Source organism: Acinetobacter sp. WA-87 (assembly GCF_039938935.1).
Taxonomy (GTDB): domain Bacteria; phylum Pseudomonadota; class Gammaproteobacteria; order Pseudomonadales; family Moraxellaceae; genus Acinetobacter; species Acinetobacter seifertii.
Window position 1 is genome coordinate 23135 of sequence record NZ_JBDUVF010000009.1, and the last position, 21663, is coordinate 44797.

Below are 21663 nucleotides of genomic sequence, written 5' to 3' on the forward strand. Positions count from 1 at the left end.
TGTGTCTGTAACATAGCCCACTTAGCATAATACACACTTAAAATAACGACTGATTTGGAAGATAAGCTGACTATGACCAGCCTTGCGCATCATGCGACAGAAAACCGCTCTGTAGCCGAATTTACTGAACAGGCTTACTTGAATTATGCCATGTACGTCATTATGGACCGTGCATTGCCGCATATCAGTGATGGCTTAAAGCCTGTACAGCGCCGTATTGTCTATGCGATGAGCGAACTAGGCTTAAAAAATAGTGGTAAGCCTAAAAAATCAGCGCGTACAGTGGGTGATGTACTTGGTAAATACCATCCACATGGTGACTCGGCTTGTTATGAAGCCATGGTATTAATGGCTCAGCCTTTTAGTTATCGTTATCCCTTAATTGAAGGTCAAGGTAACTGGGGAGCACCAGATGATCCTAAGTCATTTGCTGCAATGCGTTATACAGAAGCCAAACTTTCGGCTTACAGTGAGTTGTTGTTAAATGAGTTAGGTCAGGGCACAACTGAATGGCAAGATAACTTTGATGGTTCATTAAAAGAACCCATTACGTTGCCAGCGCGTATTCCGAATATTCTACTCAATGGTACAACTGGTATTGCTGTTGGTATGGCAACCGATATTCCACCGCATAATTTACGTGAAGTGATTAAAGGAACGATTGCCTTAATTCGTAACCCACAAACTTCAGATGAGAAATTAGCTGAATATATTCCGGCTCCAGACTTACCAACCAAAGCTGAAATTATTACTCCGCCAGAAGAGTTGCTCAAAATCCAGACAACTGGTCGTGGTAGTTATCGCATGCGTGCGGTTTATACCGTTGAAAAGCATGAAATCGTGATTACCGAGTTACCGTATCAAGTATCTGGCTCTAAAGTGATTACTCAAATTGCCGATCAGATGCAGGCTAAAAAGCTACCATTGGTGGTGGACATACGTGATGAGTCTGATCATGAGAACCCAACACGACTGGTGATTGTGCTGCGTTCTAACCGTATTGATGCGGAAGCAGTGATGAGCCATTTATTTGCGACCACCGATTTAGAGTCAAGCTATCGTGTCAATTTGAACATGATTGGTGAAGATGGTCGTCCTCAAGTTAAATCGATTCGCCGTATCTTGCTTGAATGGATCGAAATCCGTAAAAAAACGGTAACTCGCCGTTTGCAATATCATTTAAATCGTATTGAAAAGCGCCTACATATTTTGGCGGGTTTGTTAATTGCTTATCTTGATATTGATACTGTTATTCGTATTATTCGTGAAGAAGATCAGCCTAAGCCAGTATTGATGGAACATTTCAATATTGATGAAATACAAGCAGAAGCGATTTTAGAGCTGAAATTACGCCATTTGGCAAAACTTGAAGAGATGGAAATCCGTCACGAACAAGATGAGCTTGCTGAAAAAGCTGCCATTATTCGTGAACAATTGGAAAATCCTGAATCTTTGAAAAATCTGATTATTGGCGAACTAAAAGAAGACGCGAAAAAGTTTGGTGACGAACGCCGTTCTCCAATTGTTGCGCGTGCTGAAGCTGTTCAAATTAAAGAACAAGATTTAATGCCAGCTGAAGCAGTAACAGTCGTTTTATCAGAAGCGGGTTGGGTTCGTGCAGCAAAAGGCGCAGATGTTGATGCTGAAAACCTAAATTACCGTGCAGGGGATCAATATTTAAGCCATGCTGTAGGTAAAACCAATCAACGAGTTTACTTCCTTGATGAAACAGGGCGTAGTTATGCCTTACCAATTAGTAGCTTACCTTCAGCCAGAGGCTTAGGTGATCCATTAAGTTCGAAACTATCTCCAGCAAGTGGGGTAGCGTTTATTCAGGCTTATTTAGATGATGATGAATCTGAACTAATTGCTGCAAGTTCAGCGGGTTATGGTTTTAAAACTCAAGTTAAACAGTTAGATACAAATGCCAAAGCTGGTAAGACATTTTTAACAGTGCCTGATAAGGCAAAAGCTTTACCGCTTATCTCTGCACAAAACATGACACATTTGGCTGTGCTTAGCTCAGCAGGACGTTTGTTAATTTTAGATTTGGCAGAATTACCAAATTTAAATAAAGGTAAAGGTAATAAGTTGATACAACTTGAAGCGAAAGAGCAGATTTTATCCATGACAACCTTGAACCTAGATGAAATAATTCAGGTGGTTGCAGGTCAACAACATCTGAAATTAAAAGGTGATGATCTACAAAAATACATGGGTAAACGTGCTTCGAAAGGTCAGCTCTTACCACGTGGATATCAAAAAGCAAATAAACTGTTGATTCAGAGATAAAGCTAGCGTCTGGCAACATAAATACGCTATATATGGCAACAAGTTCAAGCAATGAACTGAACTTGTTGGTATTGAATAATGATTAAAAGGGCAGCAATTTGGAGTACGTAATTTGTACTCCATGCAAAAAATTTGACAGGGACAAATTGTCAAAACTTCTGTCTCATAATCTTGTTCGAAAGTGTCATGAATGTGCCAATAAGTTTTAAATATGTTCTGGCACCAAGAAGCTAAAGAATAGCTGGGGCATTGAATAACAGTTATTACTAAGGATTACGAATCGGAGATAATGGCATTATGGAAAAGATTTGGTTTGCAGAATACCAAAAGACAGGGATACCAGAAACAGTAGCATTGCCTGCAGAAAATACCTCAATTGTTGATATTTTTGAGCGTAATTTCCAGAAATTTGGTTCTCGTGATGCCTTTATCTTTATGGATAAAGCCATGTCATTTAACGAGTTGGAGCTTGCAAGCCGTAAATTCGCGACCTATTTGCAAAATTTGGGGTTAGCAAAAGGAACTCGCGTGGCAGTGATGATGCCAAACGTATTGCAGTATCCTGTAGTGGCTTTGGCGGTTTTCCGTGCTGGTTTAATTTTAGTGAATGTTAACCCACTATATACTGCACGTGAGCTTGAGCATCAGTTAAATGACTCAGGTGCTGAAGTTCTTGTCATTATCGAGAACTTTGCAAGCGTTTACCAAAGTATTTTAGGTAAAACTCCAGTCAAGCATGTTGTAGTTGCTTCTGTTGGAGACATGTTAGGTACACTTAAGGGTACTTTAGTCAATTTTGTTTTGCGTAAAGTGCGCAAACAAATTCCAGCTTGGAACATTCCGGGCCATGTTAAATTTAATAGCGCATTAAATAAAGAAAATCCAAGCAATTACAAACGTCCGAATTTAACTTTAAGCGATACAGCCGTGCTTCAATATACGGGTGGTACAACGGGCGTTTCAAAGGGTGCTGAGCTGACTCACCGTAATTTGGTTGCTAACCTTTTACAGTGTGATGGTATTTTCCAAAGTAAATTTGGTGCAAATGATGGGGCGAAAGGCGACCGTATTGTTTGTGCATTACCGCTTTACCATATTTTTGCATTCATGGTTTGTGCGATGTACGGTATGTACAAAGGACAGGCAAATATCTTAATTCCAAACCCTCGTGATTTACCTGCTGTAATTAATGAATTGCGCAAATATCAACCATCATTTTTCCCAGCAGTAAATACATTATTTAATGCTTTAGTAAATAATGAAGAGTTTAAACAACTCGACCATAGCAATTTAAAAATGGCGATGGGCGGTGGTATGGCAGTTTTACCTTCTACAGCAGAAGCTTGGAAGAAAATTACGGGTACAACCATTATCGAAGGTTATGGTTTATCAGAAACTTCGCCAGTAGCAACTGCGAATCCACCGACATCGACTGAATTTAGCGGTACGATTGGTATTCCATTACCATTAACCGATGTTGCAATTTTGGATGATGATGGAAAAGAAGTACCTTTAGGTGAACAAGGTGAAATCTCAATCCGTGGTCCTCAGGTCATGAAAGGATATTGGAACCGTCCAGATGAGACCGCTAAAGTGATGACAGCCGATGGCTTCTTCCGTACTGGTGATATTGGTATTATGGACAGCCGTGGATATACAAAAATTGTAGACCGTAAAAAAGATATGATTTTGGTTTCTGGCTTTAACGTTTATCCGAGTGAAATTGAAGAAGTTATTGCTAAACATCCAAAAGTATTGGAAGTTGCGGCAATTGGCGTTCCAGATGAAAAATCAGGTGAAGTGCCAAAACTTTTTATTGTGAAAAAAGATCCAAGTTTAACAACTGAAGAAATTTTGAACTTTGCTAAAGAAAACTTAACAGGTTATAAGCGTCCGCGTTATGTTGAGTTTATGGATGAACTACCAAAATCAAATGTAGGTAAAATTTTACGTAAAGATTTACGTAAGCCTGCATAATTCTTGAATAATAAAAAAGCGCCATAGGGCGCTTTTTTATTATTAACGGTTTTTCATAAACCAGCGGTCTACATAAGGGCGGCCGACTCCAACCATACCTACAAAAACAAGCATAGTACCAAGTTGTAAACGTAGGTGAGTTAAATCAAGCTGACCATAACTCAGGTAATTATCTGCGAGGCAATATAAGCTAATTACAATCAGCCAATGCCATAAGGTAAGCCTTTTAATACCTACAGCAATAAAGGCAATCGTTAAAATCACAAAGGTACCCAGTGTCGATTGCCAATTTAAATTTGCACAAATTACACTCAGTAAAAAAGCGACGATAGGTAATACAATTTTAAATATGAGGTCTACCTGAAGCTGATTCTTCTTTTGCTTTTCTAAGACATCAAACAATTCTTTTTGATCAGGTTGTTGCATACATAGCCCTATAAATCAGTGATGACATGCGATTGCATAAAATTTCAGGTAAAAACGATCAGTTATGATAGCATGATCAACAGTATTTTCAGTGATGGATGGCACTATGCACGGCATCAGCAGCATTATCTATATTATTTTAGTGGCATGTTTGCTGCCATACGCATTTACCGTAATTGCAAAATTTAAAGGCGGTTTTCAACCCGTCGATAATCAGAACCCAAGAGATTTTCTTGCTAATACAAAGGGTATCGCTGCTCGGGCAAATGCAGTACAACAAAACAGTTTTGAAAGTTTACCTTTATTTTTAACAGCTATTTTGATGGCGGAATATATGGTGGTGCCTGAATACTTTATTTTGAGATTGGGTTGGGCATATATTATTTTACGTGTCATTTATGGCATCTGTTATTTATGTAATTGGGCAACTTTACGTTCGATTGTCTGGTTTTTATCATTGTTATGTCCAATATTTTTATTGATCGTGACAATTAAGCTGACTTGAGTGTCATTCTGTCACCATTCATATCAACTTTCGCGTGTGCGCATTGTATAATCGGCATCATTTTGATGATATCCACGTTATAATCGAGTGGATTTTACATCTGACTTCATAACGAAAGAGTATTGATATGAGTTACAGCAATATCCCAGCAGGTAAAGATGCACCAAATGACATCTATGTCATCATTGAAATTCCTGCAAATGCAGCGCCAATTAAATATGAAATTGACAAAGATTCTGATGCATTGTTTGTAGACCGTTTCATGGGTACAGCAATGTTCTATCCAGCAAACTATGGTTATGTACCAAATACTTTGTCTGAAGATGGTGACCCATTAGACGTACTTGTTGTAACTCCACACCCTGTTGCTGCTGGTTCTGTAATTCGTTGCCGCCCAGTTGGTAAATTAAACATGGAAGATGATGGTGGTATCGACGCGAAATTGATCGCAGTTCCACACGAGAAATTATCTCCACTTTACAAAGACGTGAAGGAATATACAGATCTTCCTCCATTGTTGATTAGCCAAGTTGAGCATTTCTTCAGCCACTACAAAGATTTAGAACCAGGCAAATGGGTGAAAATCAGCGGTTGGGAAGGTGCTGACGTTGCTAAAGCTGAAGTATTGAAAGCAATCGAAGCTGCTAAATAAGCTCTGATTTTATGAGCCTAGAGTGTCTCAATTGATATTCTAGGCTCAATAAAAAACCTACCTGTGTTACCAGAGGTAGGTTTTTTTATGCTTGATAGATCTATGAATTAGAATAATTTCACAGGAATATCAAGGAAGATACGCCATTCGTTTGTATCACCGATGTACGCACCTTGGTAAGAATCACTTGCACGGTAATAAGAGTTACGGACACGAAGACTTGCATCTTTAGCAAAACCACTTTGAACTGTGTATTTTACTTGGTTGAAGAATTCGCGCTCTTGAGCATTGTCAGTTACATCACGAACTTTGATGTCCCAACCGTATACAAATGCAGTTGTCCAGTTCAAACCAGGTAATACGCCTAATTTACCGAAATCAACGTTGTATTGAATTTGTGCAGATTTCTCGTGGTTACCAATGAAATCAGACATATAAGAGTTTGGTAAATAAATACTTTGGAAACCGTCAGCGTTTTGACCATAGTCATAACCAACATTACCAGTGTTTTGTTGGTAAGCAAGCATCACACTGTGTGGACCAGTAGCATAAGTTCCTGAAATTGCCCAAATGTTGTTGGTCTTTTCTTCGCCTGCTTTACCATTATCAGCATAATCTGGTGCTACAAAGCCAGTTGCTGAGTAAGTAATAGCATCTTTATCAAACTTAGTGTGATAACCACTAAAGTCATAAGTTAATGAACTGTCATTTGTTAAAGGCTGTTTAAAGTTCACATTAGCATAATGACGTTCAAGTTTATTTTTGCTATCTAAACCATAGTAAGAGGCATTTAAGTTATCATTGAACTTATATTTACCGCCCCAAACGATTGCACGATCAAGCCCATTGCCGTTTACATCAGCATCGGTATTAATTTGGTTAGACATTTGGTCTTTTGTGAATTTACCAGCAACTAACTCAAGATTCTTGATTTCATGGCTTGTTAATAAAGTACCTGTAAAATATTCAGGAACCATACGGCCGGTGTTACTTGCTAAAACTGGTAAATCAAGCACTTGAGTACCGTAGCGTACAGTCGTATTTGAGAAACGAGCTTTAACACTACCGCCACCACGACCCCAATGGTCATAAGCTGAACCATCATTGTTTTTAGGAATCATTTGGTTACCGGCATTTTTATTTTCACCGATTTTAAATGAGCCGTCACCAACAACGCCTATACCGAAACCAACAATACCAGGGGTAAAGCCAGATTCAAGATTTACAATTGCCGATTGAGCAAATGAGCTAGTATCTTTCGCGCCCTGTTTTTTGTCGCGAGTTAGATAACCTGTACGGAAGAGAATAGAACCGTTCGCATCTTCAACAAATCCTTTTGCCTCACTTTGCTCGCTTGCCTGAGCTGAGGAAATTATTGCCGCAGAAATGAGAACTGCTAATGTAAGTTTTTGTGCATTTAGCATATTTAAAGAACCTCATAAAAACGATAAATCCTGAGCCTTGTTATAATTCAGGGCCTAGGATTTCCATCAATTGTATAAGTAATCTATAAAAAAGATATATTTTTGTTGATTTTATTTTATATATGCTATGCAGAAATTGATTAATGTGGTACTGGATGTTTAGTAAATTTACTCATAGTGTTTTATACTTAATGTATTGTTTAAAATAAAAAAAGTAATTTATTTTTTAGTTGATTTTTACCATTTATTTTATATTCAAACTTTAAAAAATAGTTGATTCTTGTGTTCGTTTTTTGCTCTTTTTTGCTGGATATGTTTGCTTTTTAACCTTGCTTTAAGTTGATTTTTTTGACGATTCATTTTAAACATCCTTTAAATTGTTACAATATAACATTATTTTTAAAGCGCAATGTATAAGAGTGGATTGTTATAAAAAGCCAATACAATTTAATTAAGCTGATCAAAATTAGTGCGATATTTTGCATAAATTCTGTGCAGTACTCTTTTTGTTTATATTATTGCTTAAAAAAGACCCAAAATAGTTCACCACTTTTAACTCAGAAATAAATAAAGAAATGAAGTAAGTAAAAATGCTCACTCACAGAACATTACTAGGATCGCCTCCAATAATTTACATACTTTTTATATCTGGTCTTTAAATCTAAATAGAAAATTTACGTGCATAAAATGAATACTTCCAACCTCGGTAATAATTTCCGATAAGGGGGTTTTCTATGTTGAATATTTTTAGCTTTGTAATTATTTTATTTTATTTTATTGTTTTTTATAAATATATTTCTATGAGCGTTAGGCGATATTTTAATTTTAAAAAGAATTTGATTTCAAAACTGATGCAGCGCAGCGATATCAAATATGGACTTGGCACAGCAATTGCTAAAGCTTAAGTAACAAAATTTGTTTAATTCAATTAAATCGTGCGTTCATTGTGGGGGAGATCAAAATGATGAAATTTGCACTTAAAGCAGTAGCATTCGGCGTACTTACGGCAGGTTCAACCATGGTTATGGCTGAAAATGCTCCATCATCTTTTTACGGCATCACGACAACGGGCAGTGTAGCAGCGACTACAGACTATCGTTTCCGTGGTGTTACCCAATCTTCAAATAACCCTGCCATTCAAGGCGGTTTCACTTTTTCTCATAAATCAGGGGCTTATTTATCGCTTTGGGGTTCAAGTGTTGATTTTGGCGTGACAGGTAACTCAACTGAAACAGATGTGGCTTTGGGTTATACCAATACTTTAAAGTTATCCGATAAGCTTGCACCCACTTATGATGTTGGTGTAATTCATTATGGTTACATTGGTTCGGGTCATAGTTTTGACCGTAATGGTGTGGGTTATGATGGTAAAAACGGATTAGATTTTAATGAGGTTTACGGTAAATTAACGTTTGCTGATTCTTTACTTAAAGGTGATGCACTCAGTGTAGGCGTCAACTATTCAAATGACTATTGGGCAAACTCTAAACAGTTCTGGTATTTTAACGTTGGTTATTCTGCACCAATTGCAAACACTGGATTTACTGGACTTGCATCAGTTGGCTATAACAAATTTAAAAATAAAGAAGCTTTAGCTGTAGTTGCGGGTGGTCCTGGAACAGACGACAGCTATATCGATTACAAAGTTGGTATCAACCGCAATATTTTAGGTGTTTTGGCTGAGTTAGACGTAGTGGGTACTGATGTCAGTACTTCTGGTATGACTGATGCTCAGAAAAAACTTTACGACGCTGGCTTAGTATTTAGTTTAACTAAAACTTTCTAAGTTTATGCTGTAAAAAAGCGGGTTATTTACCCGCTTTTTTCATTAGTTTTCTATTTCAGAAAGTAATCGTTTTAACTGGTTAAGCTCAACATCCGTGGCCTTCGATAAAGGTTTTCGTGGTGAGCCTGCAGAGACACCTTTTAGTTCTAAGCCTGCTTTAATCGTTTTGGGTAAACCACCACTTACAATAAAACGTAGTAAAGGAAGTTGTTGGTAAAATGACTTTTGTGCCTGACTTAAATCACTATTTTTTACATATTCAATGAGCTGTTGAGGTCGTTGGCCTAATAAGTTCGGTGCTGCTGTACACCAACCGCTTGCTCCTGCACATAAAGCTTCTAAAGCTAGAGGGTTACAGCCGTTATAAAATGGAAGTTCACCTTTTGAGAGTTCCTGAATTTTATGCATGCGCTGAATATCACCGCTACTTTCTTTCACCATCGTAATATTTGCAATGTTATTAAACATACGCACAATTAACTCTGGAGACATATCAACACCACTGGTTGCTGGGTTGTTATAAATCATAATTGGTAGTGTGGTCGCTTGAGCAATTGCTTGATAATATTCAAAAATCTCTTGGTCTGTTAGCTTCCAATAAGATACAGGAATGATCATAAGTGCATCTGCACCATAGCTTTGTGCGACTTGCGCTTTTTTGATGGCTTGATCAGTGGTGAGTTCTGAAATTCCAATAATGACGGGCAAGCGTTTATTAATGCTTTCAATAGAAGTTTTCGCGACTAAACACCACTCATCCCATTCAAGATAAGCGCTTTCACCTGTACTGCCTAGAGGTGCAATCGCATCGCAGCCATTTTCAATAAGCAAATCCAGCATTTGTTTTAAAACAGAAATGTTAATGGTGTTGTCATCAGAAAATGGCGTAACAGGGTAGCCAATAATGCCGTGTAGTTTCATGGTCGAAATCTCTTTTTAAATACAGTCAGAATGTTTTTTCAAAGCTTTACGTGCGTAGTAAGCAAAGTTCACTTTGTTACGTTTATCGGTAGATACCCAGTCATGAGCTTCTGTGGCTAAATTGTGTGGGATCGGCTGGATTTGCCCAGCAGACATGGCTAGTAGTTGCAGTTGAGCTGCGCGTTCAATTAAAAGAGCCAAGTTGCAGGCTTCTTCAATGGTTTTTCCTGTAACCAGTTGACCATGGTGAGATAACAAAACAGCGCGGTTTTTACCAAGAGCAGAAGAAATCAAAATACCTTCTTCATTGCCCACAGGAACACCCGGCCAGTGGCCTACAAATGAGCAATCTTCGTAAAGTGCACAGACATCCATTTGAGAAATCATGAGCGGAATTTGAAGCATGGAAAGAGCCGCGACATGCGTAGGATGTGTATGGATAATGCAGTTCACCTCTGGGTGTTCTTTATAAATCCATGTGTGAAAACGGTTGGCTGGGTTTGCCATTCCTTCTTGATGGATGGGTTCTAAATCTTGGTTCACTTCAAGTAAGTTTGAAGCAGTAATTTCATCAAAACCTAAACCGAAACGTTGGGTAATAAAGGTTTCTTTATTTTCACTACGGCATGTAATTTGACCTGCCAAACCAGCATCATGGCCATGGTCAAATAAAATACGACAAGTGAGTGCAAGCTTTTGATGATCAGTTAAATCTGAGTCGCTTATCCACTTTTGCATGTCTTGCTGTGCGTGTTGCATCAGCTCTTGTTTGTTTACAGAAGCCGTCTTCATCTCTTCTCCAGTCCGGTTGACCAAATTAAGTAGGTGAGGGCAGAATAGAAAACAACTGGATTAATCAATACATCCAGTTTTAATAAGTTGTATGGTCCAGATGGAGCGAATATGCTAAGACCTTGGCAAGTACATTTTCGTATCGATGAAAGAGAAGAAAAAACGGTTTTCCTAAAACTGACTAACTTGATTAGTCAGGAAATTTTAAGTGGCCGTTTAGGGCAGGGGACTATGTTGCCAGGGTCTCGTAGCTTGTCAAAAGAACTAGGAATTAATCGGAAAACCGTGCAGGCAGTTTATGAAGAACTAGAGGCACAAGGATGGTTGGTGACTCGTCCCCGAAAAGGCACATTTGTGGCAGATGTTTTGCCTGAAAGTTCAATTGAGATAGAGCCAGCCTTTGAGCAAATAGAACAAGAGAAATCTCTAATTCAAAGCACTGCTGTCTATCCCCATAACGATGGTGTGCCAGATCCACGACTTATTCCATACGAATTATTTTCGAGGGCCTACCGGCATGCACTGATTAAAATTACGCAAAACCAGTACATGGGCTATGGCGACCCGCGGGGAATGATCGAGCTAAGACAAGCCTTACAACAAATGCTCTCGATGGAACGCTTTATGAATGTTGCCGCAGATGAGATTTGTATTGTACGTGGTAGCCAGATGGGAATTTTTCTTGCCTCTCGGGCATTACCTAATCGGCAGGGTGTTATTGTCGTTGAAGAGCTTTACTACCCATCTGCTGTTAAAGCATTCCAATCAAATGGCTTTCAAGTAGTTTCTGTCAAACTAGATGAACAAGGTATTGTTATTGAAGATCTAGAACGAATTTTAAAAGAACACTCGGTTGCTGCCATTTATACAACGCCACATCATCAGTACCCTACAACCGTTACCATGCCAATGAGTCGTCGTCTTCAACTCTTAGAGCTTTCAAAAAAACGGGACTTTTATATTATTGAAGATGACTATGACCACGAATTTCACTATGACAGTCGGCCTATGCCACCCTTGGCGAGTTTGCCTCATTCTGAATTAGTCATTCATGTGGGTTCATTGTCTAAAGTTTTTGCACCGGGTATTCGTTTGGGTTACATCGTGGCATCTTCATCAGTCATTCAATCGATTACTGAAGATATTTTATTGATTGATCGGCAAGGCAATAACATTACGGAACTTGCTTTAGCAGATTTAATGCAGCGAGGTGAAATAAAACGGCACATTCGCAAAATGAAAAAAATATATCAGCTACGTCGAGACCATGCCTTAGGTGAGTTTCAGCGAATTTTTGCAGAGCGTGTTCAGATACAACGACCCGCGGGGGGAATGGCATTATGGGTGAAATTCCAGAAACCATTTACTCAAGATCAGCTTATAAAGATAAAAGAACTTAACATTGATACAGAGCATAAGTTTAAACAAATAGGGTCTTCTAATTATTGTATTCGCTTGGGATTTGCAGCTTTATCAGAGAAAGAAATTACTTCTCTAATCGAGACATTGGATAAGGTTATTAAAGAAACAGCGGACTCATAATCCGTTGTTCCCCAGTTCAAATCTGGGTGGACCAACGGATTATGAAAGACAAATCAAGATATTACGAATTTGCTCAGGATTATCAGAAGATATACCTCCTATCACCATCGCCCTACCACATCGGGTTGGGTTAAAAAGCGTTCATTGTTGAAGGAGGTATTTCCGCTATTTATCGATTATCAGGATTAGCTTTTGTATAATCCTTAATCTTCTGTACATTGAAAGCATTAATCGGTATAGCGCTATTCATAATATCGTTAGAATAACGTGTAGCTGCATCAGTTGATTTATAGTTAATAACTTCTGATTAGCCTTCCTGCTCATCAGGATATTCTCTATGCCAAGATCGTTCTGCATCGGGTAAATACGCATCAATACGGTCTTGGTCTTCATCGACCTGATTGTATGGGGAATGACGATAACGAATCATCATGTAATACGCCTCTCTGGCGCCACGCTGATCAAGCATAAAACCATCAGTATTTGCATAAAACCAAGCCGCAGGACCTGATCCAAAATCCTCAGAAAATGGATCTATAGAAGCATCTGCACCATGTTGGAGAAGGAGTTCAACGATTTGAGGTGAATGTATCAAAACAGCGTTCACCAGCGTAGGCGTACCATCTCCTGCAAAAACATCGGGGTGGGCACCAGCATTTATTAATTGTCTTAATACACCTAGAATTTGATTCAATGATATTTCATGGCTAGGCTTGCTGTTTCCATAACATTCTTTATATTCTTCAATAGATTCAAATGAATCTAGAGGTGAATGGCCATTGCGCCAATTATCTATGAGGCTATTCATTGGAGTATCGCCATTATCATCAATAATGTTGGGATTAGCACCATTAGCTAAAGCCAGTGTGATCCCTTCAATATCACAAGAATAAGCTGCTTTTAATAACTTCTGATCAACTTCTGTTGGCTTTGCACGCGCATTTTTCCAATTTAAAATAACCAACTCAGGATTAGATAACTCCGTAAAATCATCTTTTATGTCTTTAAACTCAAAACGAATAGGGTGCGTAGATAATTCTGGCTGTCCATTTTGTATGATATCTCGTTCAAGAGTATCCAGTACCTGATCAGTTATGCTATCTACATCATGAATAACAACAAAACGTATATGCTGAGGGTCAATGGTATGATTATAGCTTTTATTAATATCCAACTGGGATTCAGATAATCCCCAATTTGTACAGGGTTCGCTGAACCAACTTTCAGTGAAAGAGGATGTCTCCTCGTTCGATAGTTCCCAAATAGATGTCCATAAGTAAGAACCACTTAAGCTGTGTTGTTCTGAGTGGAAAACTATTCGACGCTCACCTATGCGATCCCCATCTTCAAAGTGATGCTGGTCATAAAGTGGGAAACGTAATTTGGTCAACTCAAGTGCCTGCTTATAAGTAGTTCTGGCAAACCAACACTTCGCAGTAATCACGTCAAGATGAACATGCAGATTCACCCCATTAATCTTTGCTTTGAACTCTCGATTTTTCCATCCTAATTCACGTGGTACATATTGGATTGGTATGTAATGCCCAACATGTTCAGGCTCAAAGAAAATATCCCTCCATACCTTTTGAGCTTTTTGGATAAGGCGTAGACGCTCAGGAGAATGCTCCCGAGACCAGATATAAGGTTTCTTATTTGTTTTCATAGTGTCCCCTGTGCCTTTTTATATAGGCAGTAATAAATTCTTTGGTTAACAACTTATATAAATATTAAGAAATAGCGGACTCATCATCTGCTGTTTCATTTTAAGAATGATTGCCTCGATAAGAGAGTGCTTCTGTGAGATGAGGACTTTGGATCATCTCACTCTAATTGGTCTTTATACTTTTGAATTTCTGAGACAAAGCTAAGCAGAAACGGTGTGATTTGTGACTTATATTCTTCAATATGTAGCATTTCAAAAATTTGTTCGGGAGATTTACTGAGAAGAGAGAAGCGTAAAAATAAATCTTCAAAAAAGTTGCTACTCACTGTCGACAGTACTCTTCTTAAAGAAACTAGCATATCGTCGCCACGACTAGATGCATGAACTAGAACAATCGGCTTGTCTATGATTTCGGTACGGGAAACCATCCAATCAATTGCATTTTTAAGACCGCCCGGAATACAACGAATATATTCAGGACTTGAAATAATAATTCCATCTGCATCAGAAACAGATTTGATGAAATCTTCCACTACAGTAGGCGTTTTTTCTCCTTCATTATCTGGAGAAAAGATAGGCAGATTATTAATTTGATCAAAAACTGTAAACTCAATACTGGACGGTGCTATATCCCTCATTGCTTTTAATAGCGCCGTATTGGTAGATACTTTTCTTGCACTACCCGAGATAGCCAAAATTTTCATAGCGTCCTCTTTTTTGCCTTTTTATATAGGCTTTAACAAATTCTCTAATGAACAACTTATATACATATTAAAAAAGCGGATACACGATCCGCTGTTTTACCTTAAGAATGATTGCCTCGATAAGAGAGCGCTTCTGTAAGATGAGGACTTTGAATCATCTCACTTTGAGCCAAATCGGCAATGGTCCGCGCGACTCGTAAAACACGATGATAAGCACGAGCCGATAAATTTAAACGTTGCTGTGCCATTTCAATCATTCGCTGTGAAGTACTATCAAGGACAGCATATTGCTCAAGTTGTTTCGGTGAAAGCGCTTGATTTAAACAATTTTGTCTTTGTATTTGTTGTTCATAAGCATAAATCACACGTTGTCGCACAGTTGTAGAATCTTCAGCAGGCGTTGGGTCTTGCAGTTCCTGAGCTTTTAAAGGTGGCACATCAATATGCAAATCGATACGGTCAAGTAACGGGCCCGATATACGGTTCTGATAACGTTTAATACTCTCGGGTGAGCACTGACAACGACTGTCTTGATTAAATGCATAACCACATGGGCAGGGGTTCATGGCTGCAATCAGTTGGAAGTTGGCAGGATAGGTAATTTGCCGCGCTGCTCGTGAAATAATAATTTCTTTTGACTCAAGTGGCTGGCGTAAAACTTCTAATACTTTACGATCAAACTCGGGCAATTCATCTAAGAATAGAACACCTAAATGAGATAAGGTAATTTCACCCGGTTTAGGATGTGAGCCGCCCCCAACTAGTGCAATTGCGGATGCAGTATGATGTGGTGCACGAAAAGGACGCTGTCCAAAAGTATGTGGCGTATTTGAAATAGAATAAATACTAGCAACTTCAAGCGTTTCTTGAGTAGATAGTGGCGGTAAAATTGAAGGAAGGCGTGAGGCGAGTAAAGTCTTACCTGTACCCGGTGGTCCCTTAAAGAGCAAGGAGTGCCCTCCAGCGGCTGCAATTTCCAGTGCACGACGCGGGCGTAGCTGACCTTTTACATCTGCAAGGTCAAATTTATACGGCATGTCATTTGAGCGGGAAGATGATTGCACCTGAGATAGCTTAGTATTTCCTAAAAAGTGTTCACAAACTTCTTTTAAATGACTCACCGGATAACACTCAAGATTTGGTAAATGACTAATATCCTGACTATTATCTTGGGGTAAAACAATTTTATGCTGGGCTTGCTGGCATGCCATTGCCAAAGTTAAAGCGCCTGAAACTGGTCTTACATGACCATCTAGTGCTAACTCTCCAATAAATTCAAAGTCTTCAGTGCAGTTCTCTGGAAGCTGACCTGAGGCAATTAATATCCCTAATGCAATCGGTAAATCTAAACGTGAACCATCTTTGGGCAAATCTGCGGGAGCAAGATTAATGGTCAGTCGTTTAGTCGGAAACTGAAATCCACTATTAATAATGGCTGAGCGAACCCTGTCCTTACTCTCCCTCACTGCTGCTTCAGCAAGCCCTACAATCGTTAGAGAAGGTAAGCCTTGACTCACGTGCACCTCTACTTCTATGAGAGGTGCATGCAATCCTAAAAGTCCCCGAGTATAAATTTTAGAAAAAGACATCTTATTGTTCCATTATGGTGCTTCATTTTTAATCGTTGTAAAGTATAAGTGCGCTACGTTGGTGCTTATTTTTTATTCTTTAAAGTTTCTTCTAATAGACTTACTTGTTTTTGTAGCTCTTCTAAACGTTGGTTGGCTAAATGCAGGGCGGTTTTCTGTCTTTCGATTTCTTGTTTAGATACGAGGTCTAATTTCTCGACAGTTTCATTTAATAATGCACGTAAATTTTTTTCTAAATCTTTTTTAGGCTCGTCAATTTGTTCCAAAATGGCCTGTAATAGAGTTTCTAACATGAGATATCCAAACTGTTGTATTCACTTTACTTGTCAGTTTAACACTGCTTGAAGCTCGGATATAGGCTTCTTGGCTTTCCGATATTGCATAACAATAAATTGAAATAAAAACAGGACTGCAAATTCATTTTATTTTTAGTAGCTCATCTACATCTTGATAACTAAATAGGTTATAAAGAAAGCTCATGCAAAAGATTCATCTCCTCCAACCTTTGAAATATTGGCATGAAAATTGAACATAAAACCTTACTGGTGAAAAGAAGCCGAAGGAAACAAACATGAAGCTTGTAACTGCAATTGTAAAACCGTTTAAATTGGATGATGTGCGAGAAGCACTCTCTGACATTGGTGTACAAGGGATTACCGTAACTGAAGTTAAAGGTTTTGGTCGTCAAAAAGGGCATACAGAACTTTACCGCGGCGCGGAGTATGTGGTTGATTTCTTACCTAAAGTAAAAATCGAAATTGCGATTAGCGATGAAATGGTCGACGCAGTAATTGAGTCAATTACTCGTGTGGCAAGTACTGGGAAAATCGGCGACGGTAAGATTTTTGTGACTAATCTGGAACAAGTCATCCGTATCCGTACGGGTGAAACAGGACCAGATGCTGTCTAAATTGGCACAAAGCTTGCTGAGCAATAAATAGCTCGCAAATGAGGTTGGGGGACACGAATGAAAAAAATGCTTATGGCGCTGAGTCTAACAGGCGCACTTTTGGGTGGTACTGCCGCTTGGGCAGAAGAGACTGTAACAACACCGACATCTGAGGTTACAGCAACATCAACATCTGCAGCTCCTGCAACAACTGCAGCAGCACCAGCCGCCGCAGCAACTCCGGCAGCTCCAGCACCTACACCAAAACTCGATACAGGCGATACATCTTGGATTTTAGTTTCAACAGCTTTAGTACTGTTGATGACGATTCCTGGCTTGGCATTGTTCTACGGCGGTATGGTCCGTAAGAAAAACGTCTTAAGCACCATGATGTTCAGCCTTTCTGCTGCAATTTTGGTAAGTTTAATTTGGGTGATTGCTGGTTATTCACTCGCGTTCTCTGGCACAGGTGCATACTTTGGTGACTTGTCTAAAGCGATGCTCAACGGCGTAGGCTTTAATGCACTAAGTGGAACAATTCCTGAAAGCTTGTTTGTTATTTTCCAAATGACTTTTGCCATCATTACTGTCGCAATTTTGAGTGGTTCGATTGCTGACCGTATGAAATATTCAGCTTTCATGGCCTTTATTACTATTTGGGTACTTGTAGTTTATGCGCCAATTACTCACTGGGTGTGGGCAACAGATGGTTGGTTATTTAAAGCAGGCGCGTTAGATTTTGCTGGTGGTACAGTTGTACATATCAACTCTGGTGTTGCAGGTTTAGTCGCAGCTTACATGCTTGGTAAACGTATTGGCCTTGGCCGTGAATCTATGGCACCGCATAACCTAACTTTAACTGTAATCGGTGCAAGCTTACTTTGGGTGGGTTGGTTTGGCTTCAACGGTGGTAGTGCGTTAGGCGCTGGTGCTCGTGCAAGTATGGCAATTTTAGTAACTCAAGTTGCTGCCGCTGCTGCTGCGTTCTCTTGGTTAGTTGTAGAACGTATGATTCGTGGTAAAGCTTCTGTATTAGGTGGTGCATCTGGTGCTGTGGCTGGTTTGGTTGTGATTACACCAGCAGCAGGTTTCGTCGGTGTAGGCGGAGCTCTAGTGATGGGCTTAATCGGTGGTGTTGTTTGCTTCTGGGGTATTACAGCACTTAAACGCTTACTTAAAGCAGATGATGCATTGGATGCCTTTGGTTTACATGCAGTAGGTGGTATTGTCGGCGCGATTTTAACTGGTGTGTTCTACAGTGATGAAATCATCAAAGCGGCTAGTGTGACTTTAGCTCCAACATTTGCTGGTCAATTGTGGGTACAAGTTGAAGGTGTACTTGCAACTATGGTTTATAGCGGTGTTGTAACCTTCATTATTCTTAAAGTGATTGATGTGGTGATTGGTCTGCGTGTTAATGCCGATGATGAACGTATGGGTCTGGATTTAAGCCAACATGGCGAACGTATTGAATAATACATAATATATCTGCTGTATTAAAAACAGTCTTGAGCTGTGATCAAAGCGATGCTTTGATCTGGCTCAAGGCTGTTTTTTTGTCTCATAGAATGCTGGTTCAGTAAGCGTAGAAATTTTGCTACACTAGGTCAAAGTAATTGACCCTATTAAGTCCGCTATGCATTGTCCATTTTGCAACGCCGCAGATAGTAAAGTCATCGATTCTCGGCTAGCCGCAGAAGGTTGTCAGATTCGTCGACGTCGTGAGTGTGTAGTTTGCGGTGAACGTTTTACCACTTTTGAAAGCTATGAAGTGGTGATGCCCCGTGTGATCAAATCGAATGGAAAAAATGAACCGTTCGATGAAGCGAAGCTACGCCGTTCGCTTATGCATGCTTTACAAAAGCGTCCAGTGACACAAGAGCAGATCGAAACGGTTCTAAGCGATATTCAATTGCAGATTCGCCGTTTAGGTGAGCGTGATGTTAAGTCTAGAACAATTGGTGAAATTGTCATGCAATCTTTATTTGCACTTGATCACGTTGCCTATGTTCGTTTTGCTTCGGTTTATCAGGACTTTCAGGATGTTGAAGCATTTCGTCGTCAAATTGAGCAAATGCAACAACGTGAGCAATAATCATTTGAGATGTATATGTCTGAGTTGAAACAAGATCAGTACTGGATGCAGCAAGCGATTGAACTTGCTAAACGAGGACTTTATTCGACAAAACCAAATCCAAATGTTGGGTGCGTGATTGTCAAAGATAATCAGGTCATTGGTGAAGGCTTTCATCCAAAAGCTGGTCAACCCCATGCTGAAGTTTTTGCATTACGTGAAGCTGGTGAGCAAGCACAAGGTGCAACCGCTTATGTAACACTTGAACCATGTGCTCATTATGGACGAACACCTCCGTGTGCTGAGGCACTCGTGAAGGCGCAGGTTAAAAAAGTGGTTGTGGCATGTCCCGATCCAAACCCGCTTGTTGCGGGTAAAGGGGTTCAGATTTTAAAAAATGCTGGTATTGAAGTAGAAATCGGTATTTGTGAAGATTCAGCAGCCAAACTTAATCAAGGCTTTTTAAAAGCGATGTCTACGGGCATGCCATATATACGTTTAAAAGTTGCCTCTAGCTTAGATGGGCGTACTGCAATGGCATCTGGTGAGTCAAAGTGGATTACGGGTTCTGCTGCTCGGCAAGATGTGCAGCATTGGCGCGCGATTTCAGGTGCCGTGATTACAGGTATTGATACTGTGATTGCTGATGACTGTCAGCTTAATGTACGCTCGCTCAATAATATTGATATCGAGACAGTTGCCCAACCAAAACGGGTAATTCTAGATCGGAGAGGGCGCTTACCGCTCACCGCTAAAATTTTAGAAAATCCTGAAACTGTCATGGTGATGGGGCCATATCGTCAGGAACTCGCTGACTTAGGCGTGATACAATTAGAAATTCAGCCTTTAAAAACACTACTACAGACCTTATCTAAGCAATACCAAATTTATGATGTGTTGGTTGAAGCTGGCGCAACTTTATCTACCGCCTTTTTACAAGAAGGTTTGGTGGATGAAATGATCAGTTATGTTGCCCCGACTTTATTGGGGAAAAGTGCCAGAGCCATGTTCAATGCAGAATTTGAATATATGGTGCAGCAACTTCGTTTTAAACTTCTTGATGTAGTACAACTTGATCAAGATATACGCTTAAGGTTAATCCCTACGCAAGAGAAAGTATGAATTCAGAGCCTTCGGTTTACCACAAACGTCGCCATGCAGCCCGCACGACCGACGAATATCTTTTTCATCAGCTTGTACCCTACTTGGGCAACAAGCGCCGATTGCTCCACTTGATTTTAGAAGCCCTAGAAATTACAGGGACGCTGAACAGCAAGAAAAAGAATCCTCCGATTTTTGCCGACTTTTTTGCGGGTAGTGGTGTGGTATCTCGTTTGGCACGTCAAAATGGTTACCGTGTCATTGCGAATGACTGGGAACCTTATAGCCATGCCCTAAATCATGCGATTTTAGCCTGTGTCGATGCGCCTGCTTTTAAAGAGCTTGGCGGATATCAAAAAGCCATCGATTATTTAAATAGATTGCCTGAGGTTAAGGGTTGGGTTACACATAACCTTTGTCCTCGTAACGATGATGTATACGATCCAACCCGTGACCGTTTGTTCTTTAAACGCCGTAATGGCATGCGCATCGATGCGATTCGCCAGCAAATTGCAACATGGCAGTCACAAGGTGCAATTAATGATGTAGAGATGAGTGCTTTACTTGCACCATTGCTCTATTCAGCTAGCTTTGTGAGCAATACAAGTGGCGTATTTAAAAGCTTTCACCAAGGGTGGGGCGGACGTACACAAACGGCTTTAGAGCGTATTGAATCATTACTTTGGTTAACACCGAGCCGTTTCTGTGAGATTGGTGATCGTAAACGTCCAGCCGCTGAAATGTGGTGTGTAGATTCACAACATTTAGCAAATCAGATGAGTGGTTTTGAAGTAGATGTTGCTTATCTTGACCCACCATATAACCAGCATGCTTACAGTAGTAATTATCACGTTTTAAATGCATTAACTTTATGGGATCAGGTTGATTTACCTTCACCAGATACTAAAGGTTATAAGAGCGGTATTGATCGTGCATGGCGTAAAGAGCGTCCAAGTCCATATAACTCTTCTAAACATGCAAAAGATGCGTATGAAAAATTACTTTCAACCATCAATGCACGTTATATTCTGACCAGCTATTCGACCGATGGTAACATTGAGCCAAAAGATTTACTGATGGCCAATCTGGAGCGCGGAAAAGTCACTTTACTGACTCAAGATGTTCCACGTTATCGCGTAAGTAAACAACGTCAGTCAGAGCGCGCACGTGTGCTTGAGTTTATTGTGATTACAGATACACATGCCAAACCAGGACCACCGTTACGTCAATTGTTAGGCCAGCTTTACCACTTTGCCGAGCTAGGTGGTGTAGATACTTCAGGTAATAGTACGCAACTTGCACTTTGGTAAGCGCTGCAACTTAAGC

The 21663-nt window shown here is 39.7% G+C and carries 20 protein-coding genes; 12 read left to right on the plus strand and 8 right to left on the minus strand.

What is annotated here, in order from left to right:
- Positions 1 to 72 precede the first annotated feature (72 nt).
- Both parC and ABFY81_RS18025 read left to right on the plus strand, forming a co-directional pair.
- Positions 73 to 2292 (plus strand): DNA topoisomerase IV subunit A, encoded by a 2220-nt coding sequence (parC, locus tag ABFY81_RS18020; RefSeq protein ID WP_049066816.1) that lies wholly within the window; start codon positions 73 to 75, stop codon positions 2290 to 2292.
- Between the two features lie 297 nt (positions 2293 to 2589).
- Positions 2590 to 4269, plus strand: coding sequence for a long-chain-fatty-acid--CoA ligase (locus ABFY81_RS18025; RefSeq protein WP_004699291.1), 1680 nt, complete (start codon positions 2590 to 2592; stop codon positions 4267 to 4269).
- 42 nt (positions 4270 to 4311) lie between these two features.
- Here ABFY81_RS18025 and ABFY81_RS18030 read toward each other — a convergent pair whose 3' ends face one another.
- On the minus strand, positions 4312 to 4695 hold the full coding sequence (locus ABFY81_RS18030; protein WP_288420919.1) for a hypothetical protein: 384 nt from the start codon (positions 4693 to 4695) through the stop codon (positions 4312 to 4314).
- 106 nt (positions 4696 to 4801) lie between these two features.
- On the opposite strand from ABFY81_RS18030, the gene ABFY81_RS18035 reads away from it, so the two are divergent.
- On the plus strand, positions 4802 to 5200 hold the full coding sequence (locus ABFY81_RS18035; protein ID WP_004699287.1) for an MAPEG family protein: 399 nt from the start codon (positions 4802 to 4804) through the stop codon (positions 5198 to 5200).
- 127 nt (positions 5201 to 5327) lie between these two features.
- On the plus strand, positions 5328 to 5852 hold the full coding sequence (ppa, locus tag ABFY81_RS18040; RefSeq protein WP_002121243.1) for an inorganic diphosphatase: 525 nt from the start codon (positions 5328 to 5330) through the stop codon (positions 5850 to 5852).
- Between the two features lie 107 nt (positions 5853 to 5959).
- On the opposite strand, the gene ABFY81_RS18045 is transcribed toward ppa, so the two are convergent.
- On the minus strand, positions 5960 to 7276 hold the full coding sequence (locus tag ABFY81_RS18045) for an OprD family outer membrane porin (RefSeq protein WP_347914330.1): 1317 nt from the start codon (positions 7274 to 7276) through the stop codon (positions 5960 to 5962).
- A gap of 734 nt (positions 7277 to 8010) precedes the next feature.
- Between ABFY81_RS18045 and ABFY81_RS18050 the strand changes: the two genes are divergently transcribed.
- Both ABFY81_RS18050 and ABFY81_RS18055 read left to right on the plus strand, forming a co-directional pair.
- Positions 8011 to 8181, plus strand: coding sequence for a hypothetical protein (locus tag ABFY81_RS18050; RefSeq protein ID WP_347914331.1), 171 nt, complete (start codon positions 8011 to 8013; stop codon positions 8179 to 8181).
- Positions 8182 to 8237: 56 nt separating this feature from the next.
- Complete coding sequence (locus tag ABFY81_RS18055; protein WP_004699283.1) at positions 8238 to 9062, plus strand: TorF family putative porin; 825 nt, start codon at positions 8238 to 8240, stop codon at positions 9060 to 9062.
- Positions 9063 to 9104: 42 nt separating this feature from the next.
- On the opposite strand, the gene ABFY81_RS18060 is transcribed toward ABFY81_RS18055, so the two are convergent.
- Both ABFY81_RS18060 and ABFY81_RS18065 read right to left on the minus strand, forming a co-directional pair.
- The gene (locus tag ABFY81_RS18060) at positions 9105 to 9983 is read right to left on the minus strand and encodes a dihydrodipicolinate synthase family protein (protein ID WP_347914332.1); all 879 of its coding nucleotides are present in this window, start codon (positions 9981 to 9983) and stop codon (positions 9105 to 9107) included.
- 15 nt (positions 9984 to 9998) lie between these two features.
- The gene (locus ABFY81_RS18065; RefSeq protein ID WP_347914333.1) at positions 9999 to 10775 is read right to left on the minus strand and encodes an aldolase; all 777 of its coding nucleotides are present in this window, start codon (positions 10773 to 10775) and stop codon (positions 9999 to 10001) included.
- A gap of 111 nt (positions 10776 to 10886) precedes the next feature.
- Between ABFY81_RS18065 and ABFY81_RS18070 the strand changes: the two genes are divergently transcribed.
- On the plus strand, positions 10887 to 12317 hold the full coding sequence (locus tag ABFY81_RS18070; protein WP_347914334.1) for a PLP-dependent aminotransferase family protein: 1431 nt from the start codon (positions 10887 to 10889) through the stop codon (positions 12315 to 12317).
- A 307-nt stretch (positions 12318 to 12624) separates the two neighbouring features.
- On the opposite strand, the gene ABFY81_RS18075 is transcribed toward ABFY81_RS18070, so the two are convergent.
- The 4 genes from ABFY81_RS18075 to ABFY81_RS18090 all read right to left on the minus strand — a co-directional run bounded on the left by ABFY81_RS18075 (position 12625) and on the right by ABFY81_RS18090 (position 16566).
- Positions 12625 to 13980: a hypothetical protein gene (locus tag ABFY81_RS18075; RefSeq protein WP_347914335.1), complete on the minus strand. Its 1356-nt coding sequence runs from the start codon at positions 13978 to 13980 to the stop codon at positions 12625 to 12627.
- A 158-nt stretch (positions 13981 to 14138) separates the two neighbouring features.
- Positions 14139 to 14684, minus strand: coding sequence for an NADPH-dependent FMN reductase (locus tag ABFY81_RS18080; protein WP_347914336.1), 546 nt, complete (start codon positions 14682 to 14684; stop codon positions 14139 to 14141).
- A 101-nt stretch (positions 14685 to 14785) separates the two neighbouring features.
- Positions 14786 to 16273, minus strand: a complete 1488-nt coding sequence (locus ABFY81_RS18085) for a YifB family Mg chelatase-like AAA ATPase (RefSeq protein WP_347914337.1) — start codon at positions 16271 to 16273, stop codon at positions 14786 to 14788.
- A 65-nt stretch (positions 16274 to 16338) separates the two neighbouring features.
- Entirely contained in the window at positions 16339 to 16566 is a 228-nt protein-coding gene (locus ABFY81_RS18090; protein ID WP_002048939.1) for an accessory factor UbiK family protein, read from the minus strand.
- Between the two features lie 278 nt (positions 16567 to 16844).
- On the opposite strand from ABFY81_RS18090, the gene glnK reads away from it, so the two are divergent.
- The 5 genes from glnK to ABFY81_RS18115 all read left to right on the plus strand — a co-directional run bounded on the left by glnK (position 16845) and on the right by ABFY81_RS18115 (position 21647).
- Positions 16845 to 17183 carry a P-II family nitrogen regulator gene (gene glnK, locus ABFY81_RS18095; protein ID WP_000780326.1) on the plus strand — a complete coding sequence of 113 codons (339 nt, stop codon included), beginning with the start codon at positions 16845 to 16847 and terminating at the stop codon, positions 17181 to 17183.
- 57 nt (positions 17184 to 17240) lie between these two features.
- On the plus strand, positions 17241 to 18638 hold the full coding sequence (locus tag ABFY81_RS18100; protein WP_100192221.1) for an ammonium transporter: 1398 nt from the start codon (positions 17241 to 17243) through the stop codon (positions 18636 to 18638).
- Between the two features lie 160 nt (positions 18639 to 18798).
- Positions 18799 to 19257 (plus strand): transcriptional regulator NrdR, encoded by a 459-nt coding sequence (gene nrdR, locus ABFY81_RS18105; RefSeq protein ID WP_004699275.1) that lies wholly within the window; start codon positions 18799 to 18801, stop codon positions 19255 to 19257.
- Positions 19258 to 19272: 15 nt separating this feature from the next.
- Complete coding sequence (gene ribD / locus ABFY81_RS18110) at positions 19273 to 20358, plus strand: bifunctional diaminohydroxyphosphoribosylaminopyrimidine deaminase/5-amino-6-(5-phosphoribosylamino)uracil reductase RibD (protein ID WP_347914338.1); 1086 nt, start codon at positions 19273 to 19275, stop codon at positions 20356 to 20358.
- Positions 20355 to 21647: a DNA adenine methylase gene (locus tag ABFY81_RS18115; protein ID WP_347914339.1), complete on the plus strand. Its 1293-nt coding sequence runs from the start codon at positions 20355 to 20357 to the stop codon at positions 21645 to 21647. Before ribD ends, ABFY81_RS18115 begins: the two co-directional genes overlap by 4 nt.
- Positions 21648 to 21663 lie beyond the last annotated feature (16 nt).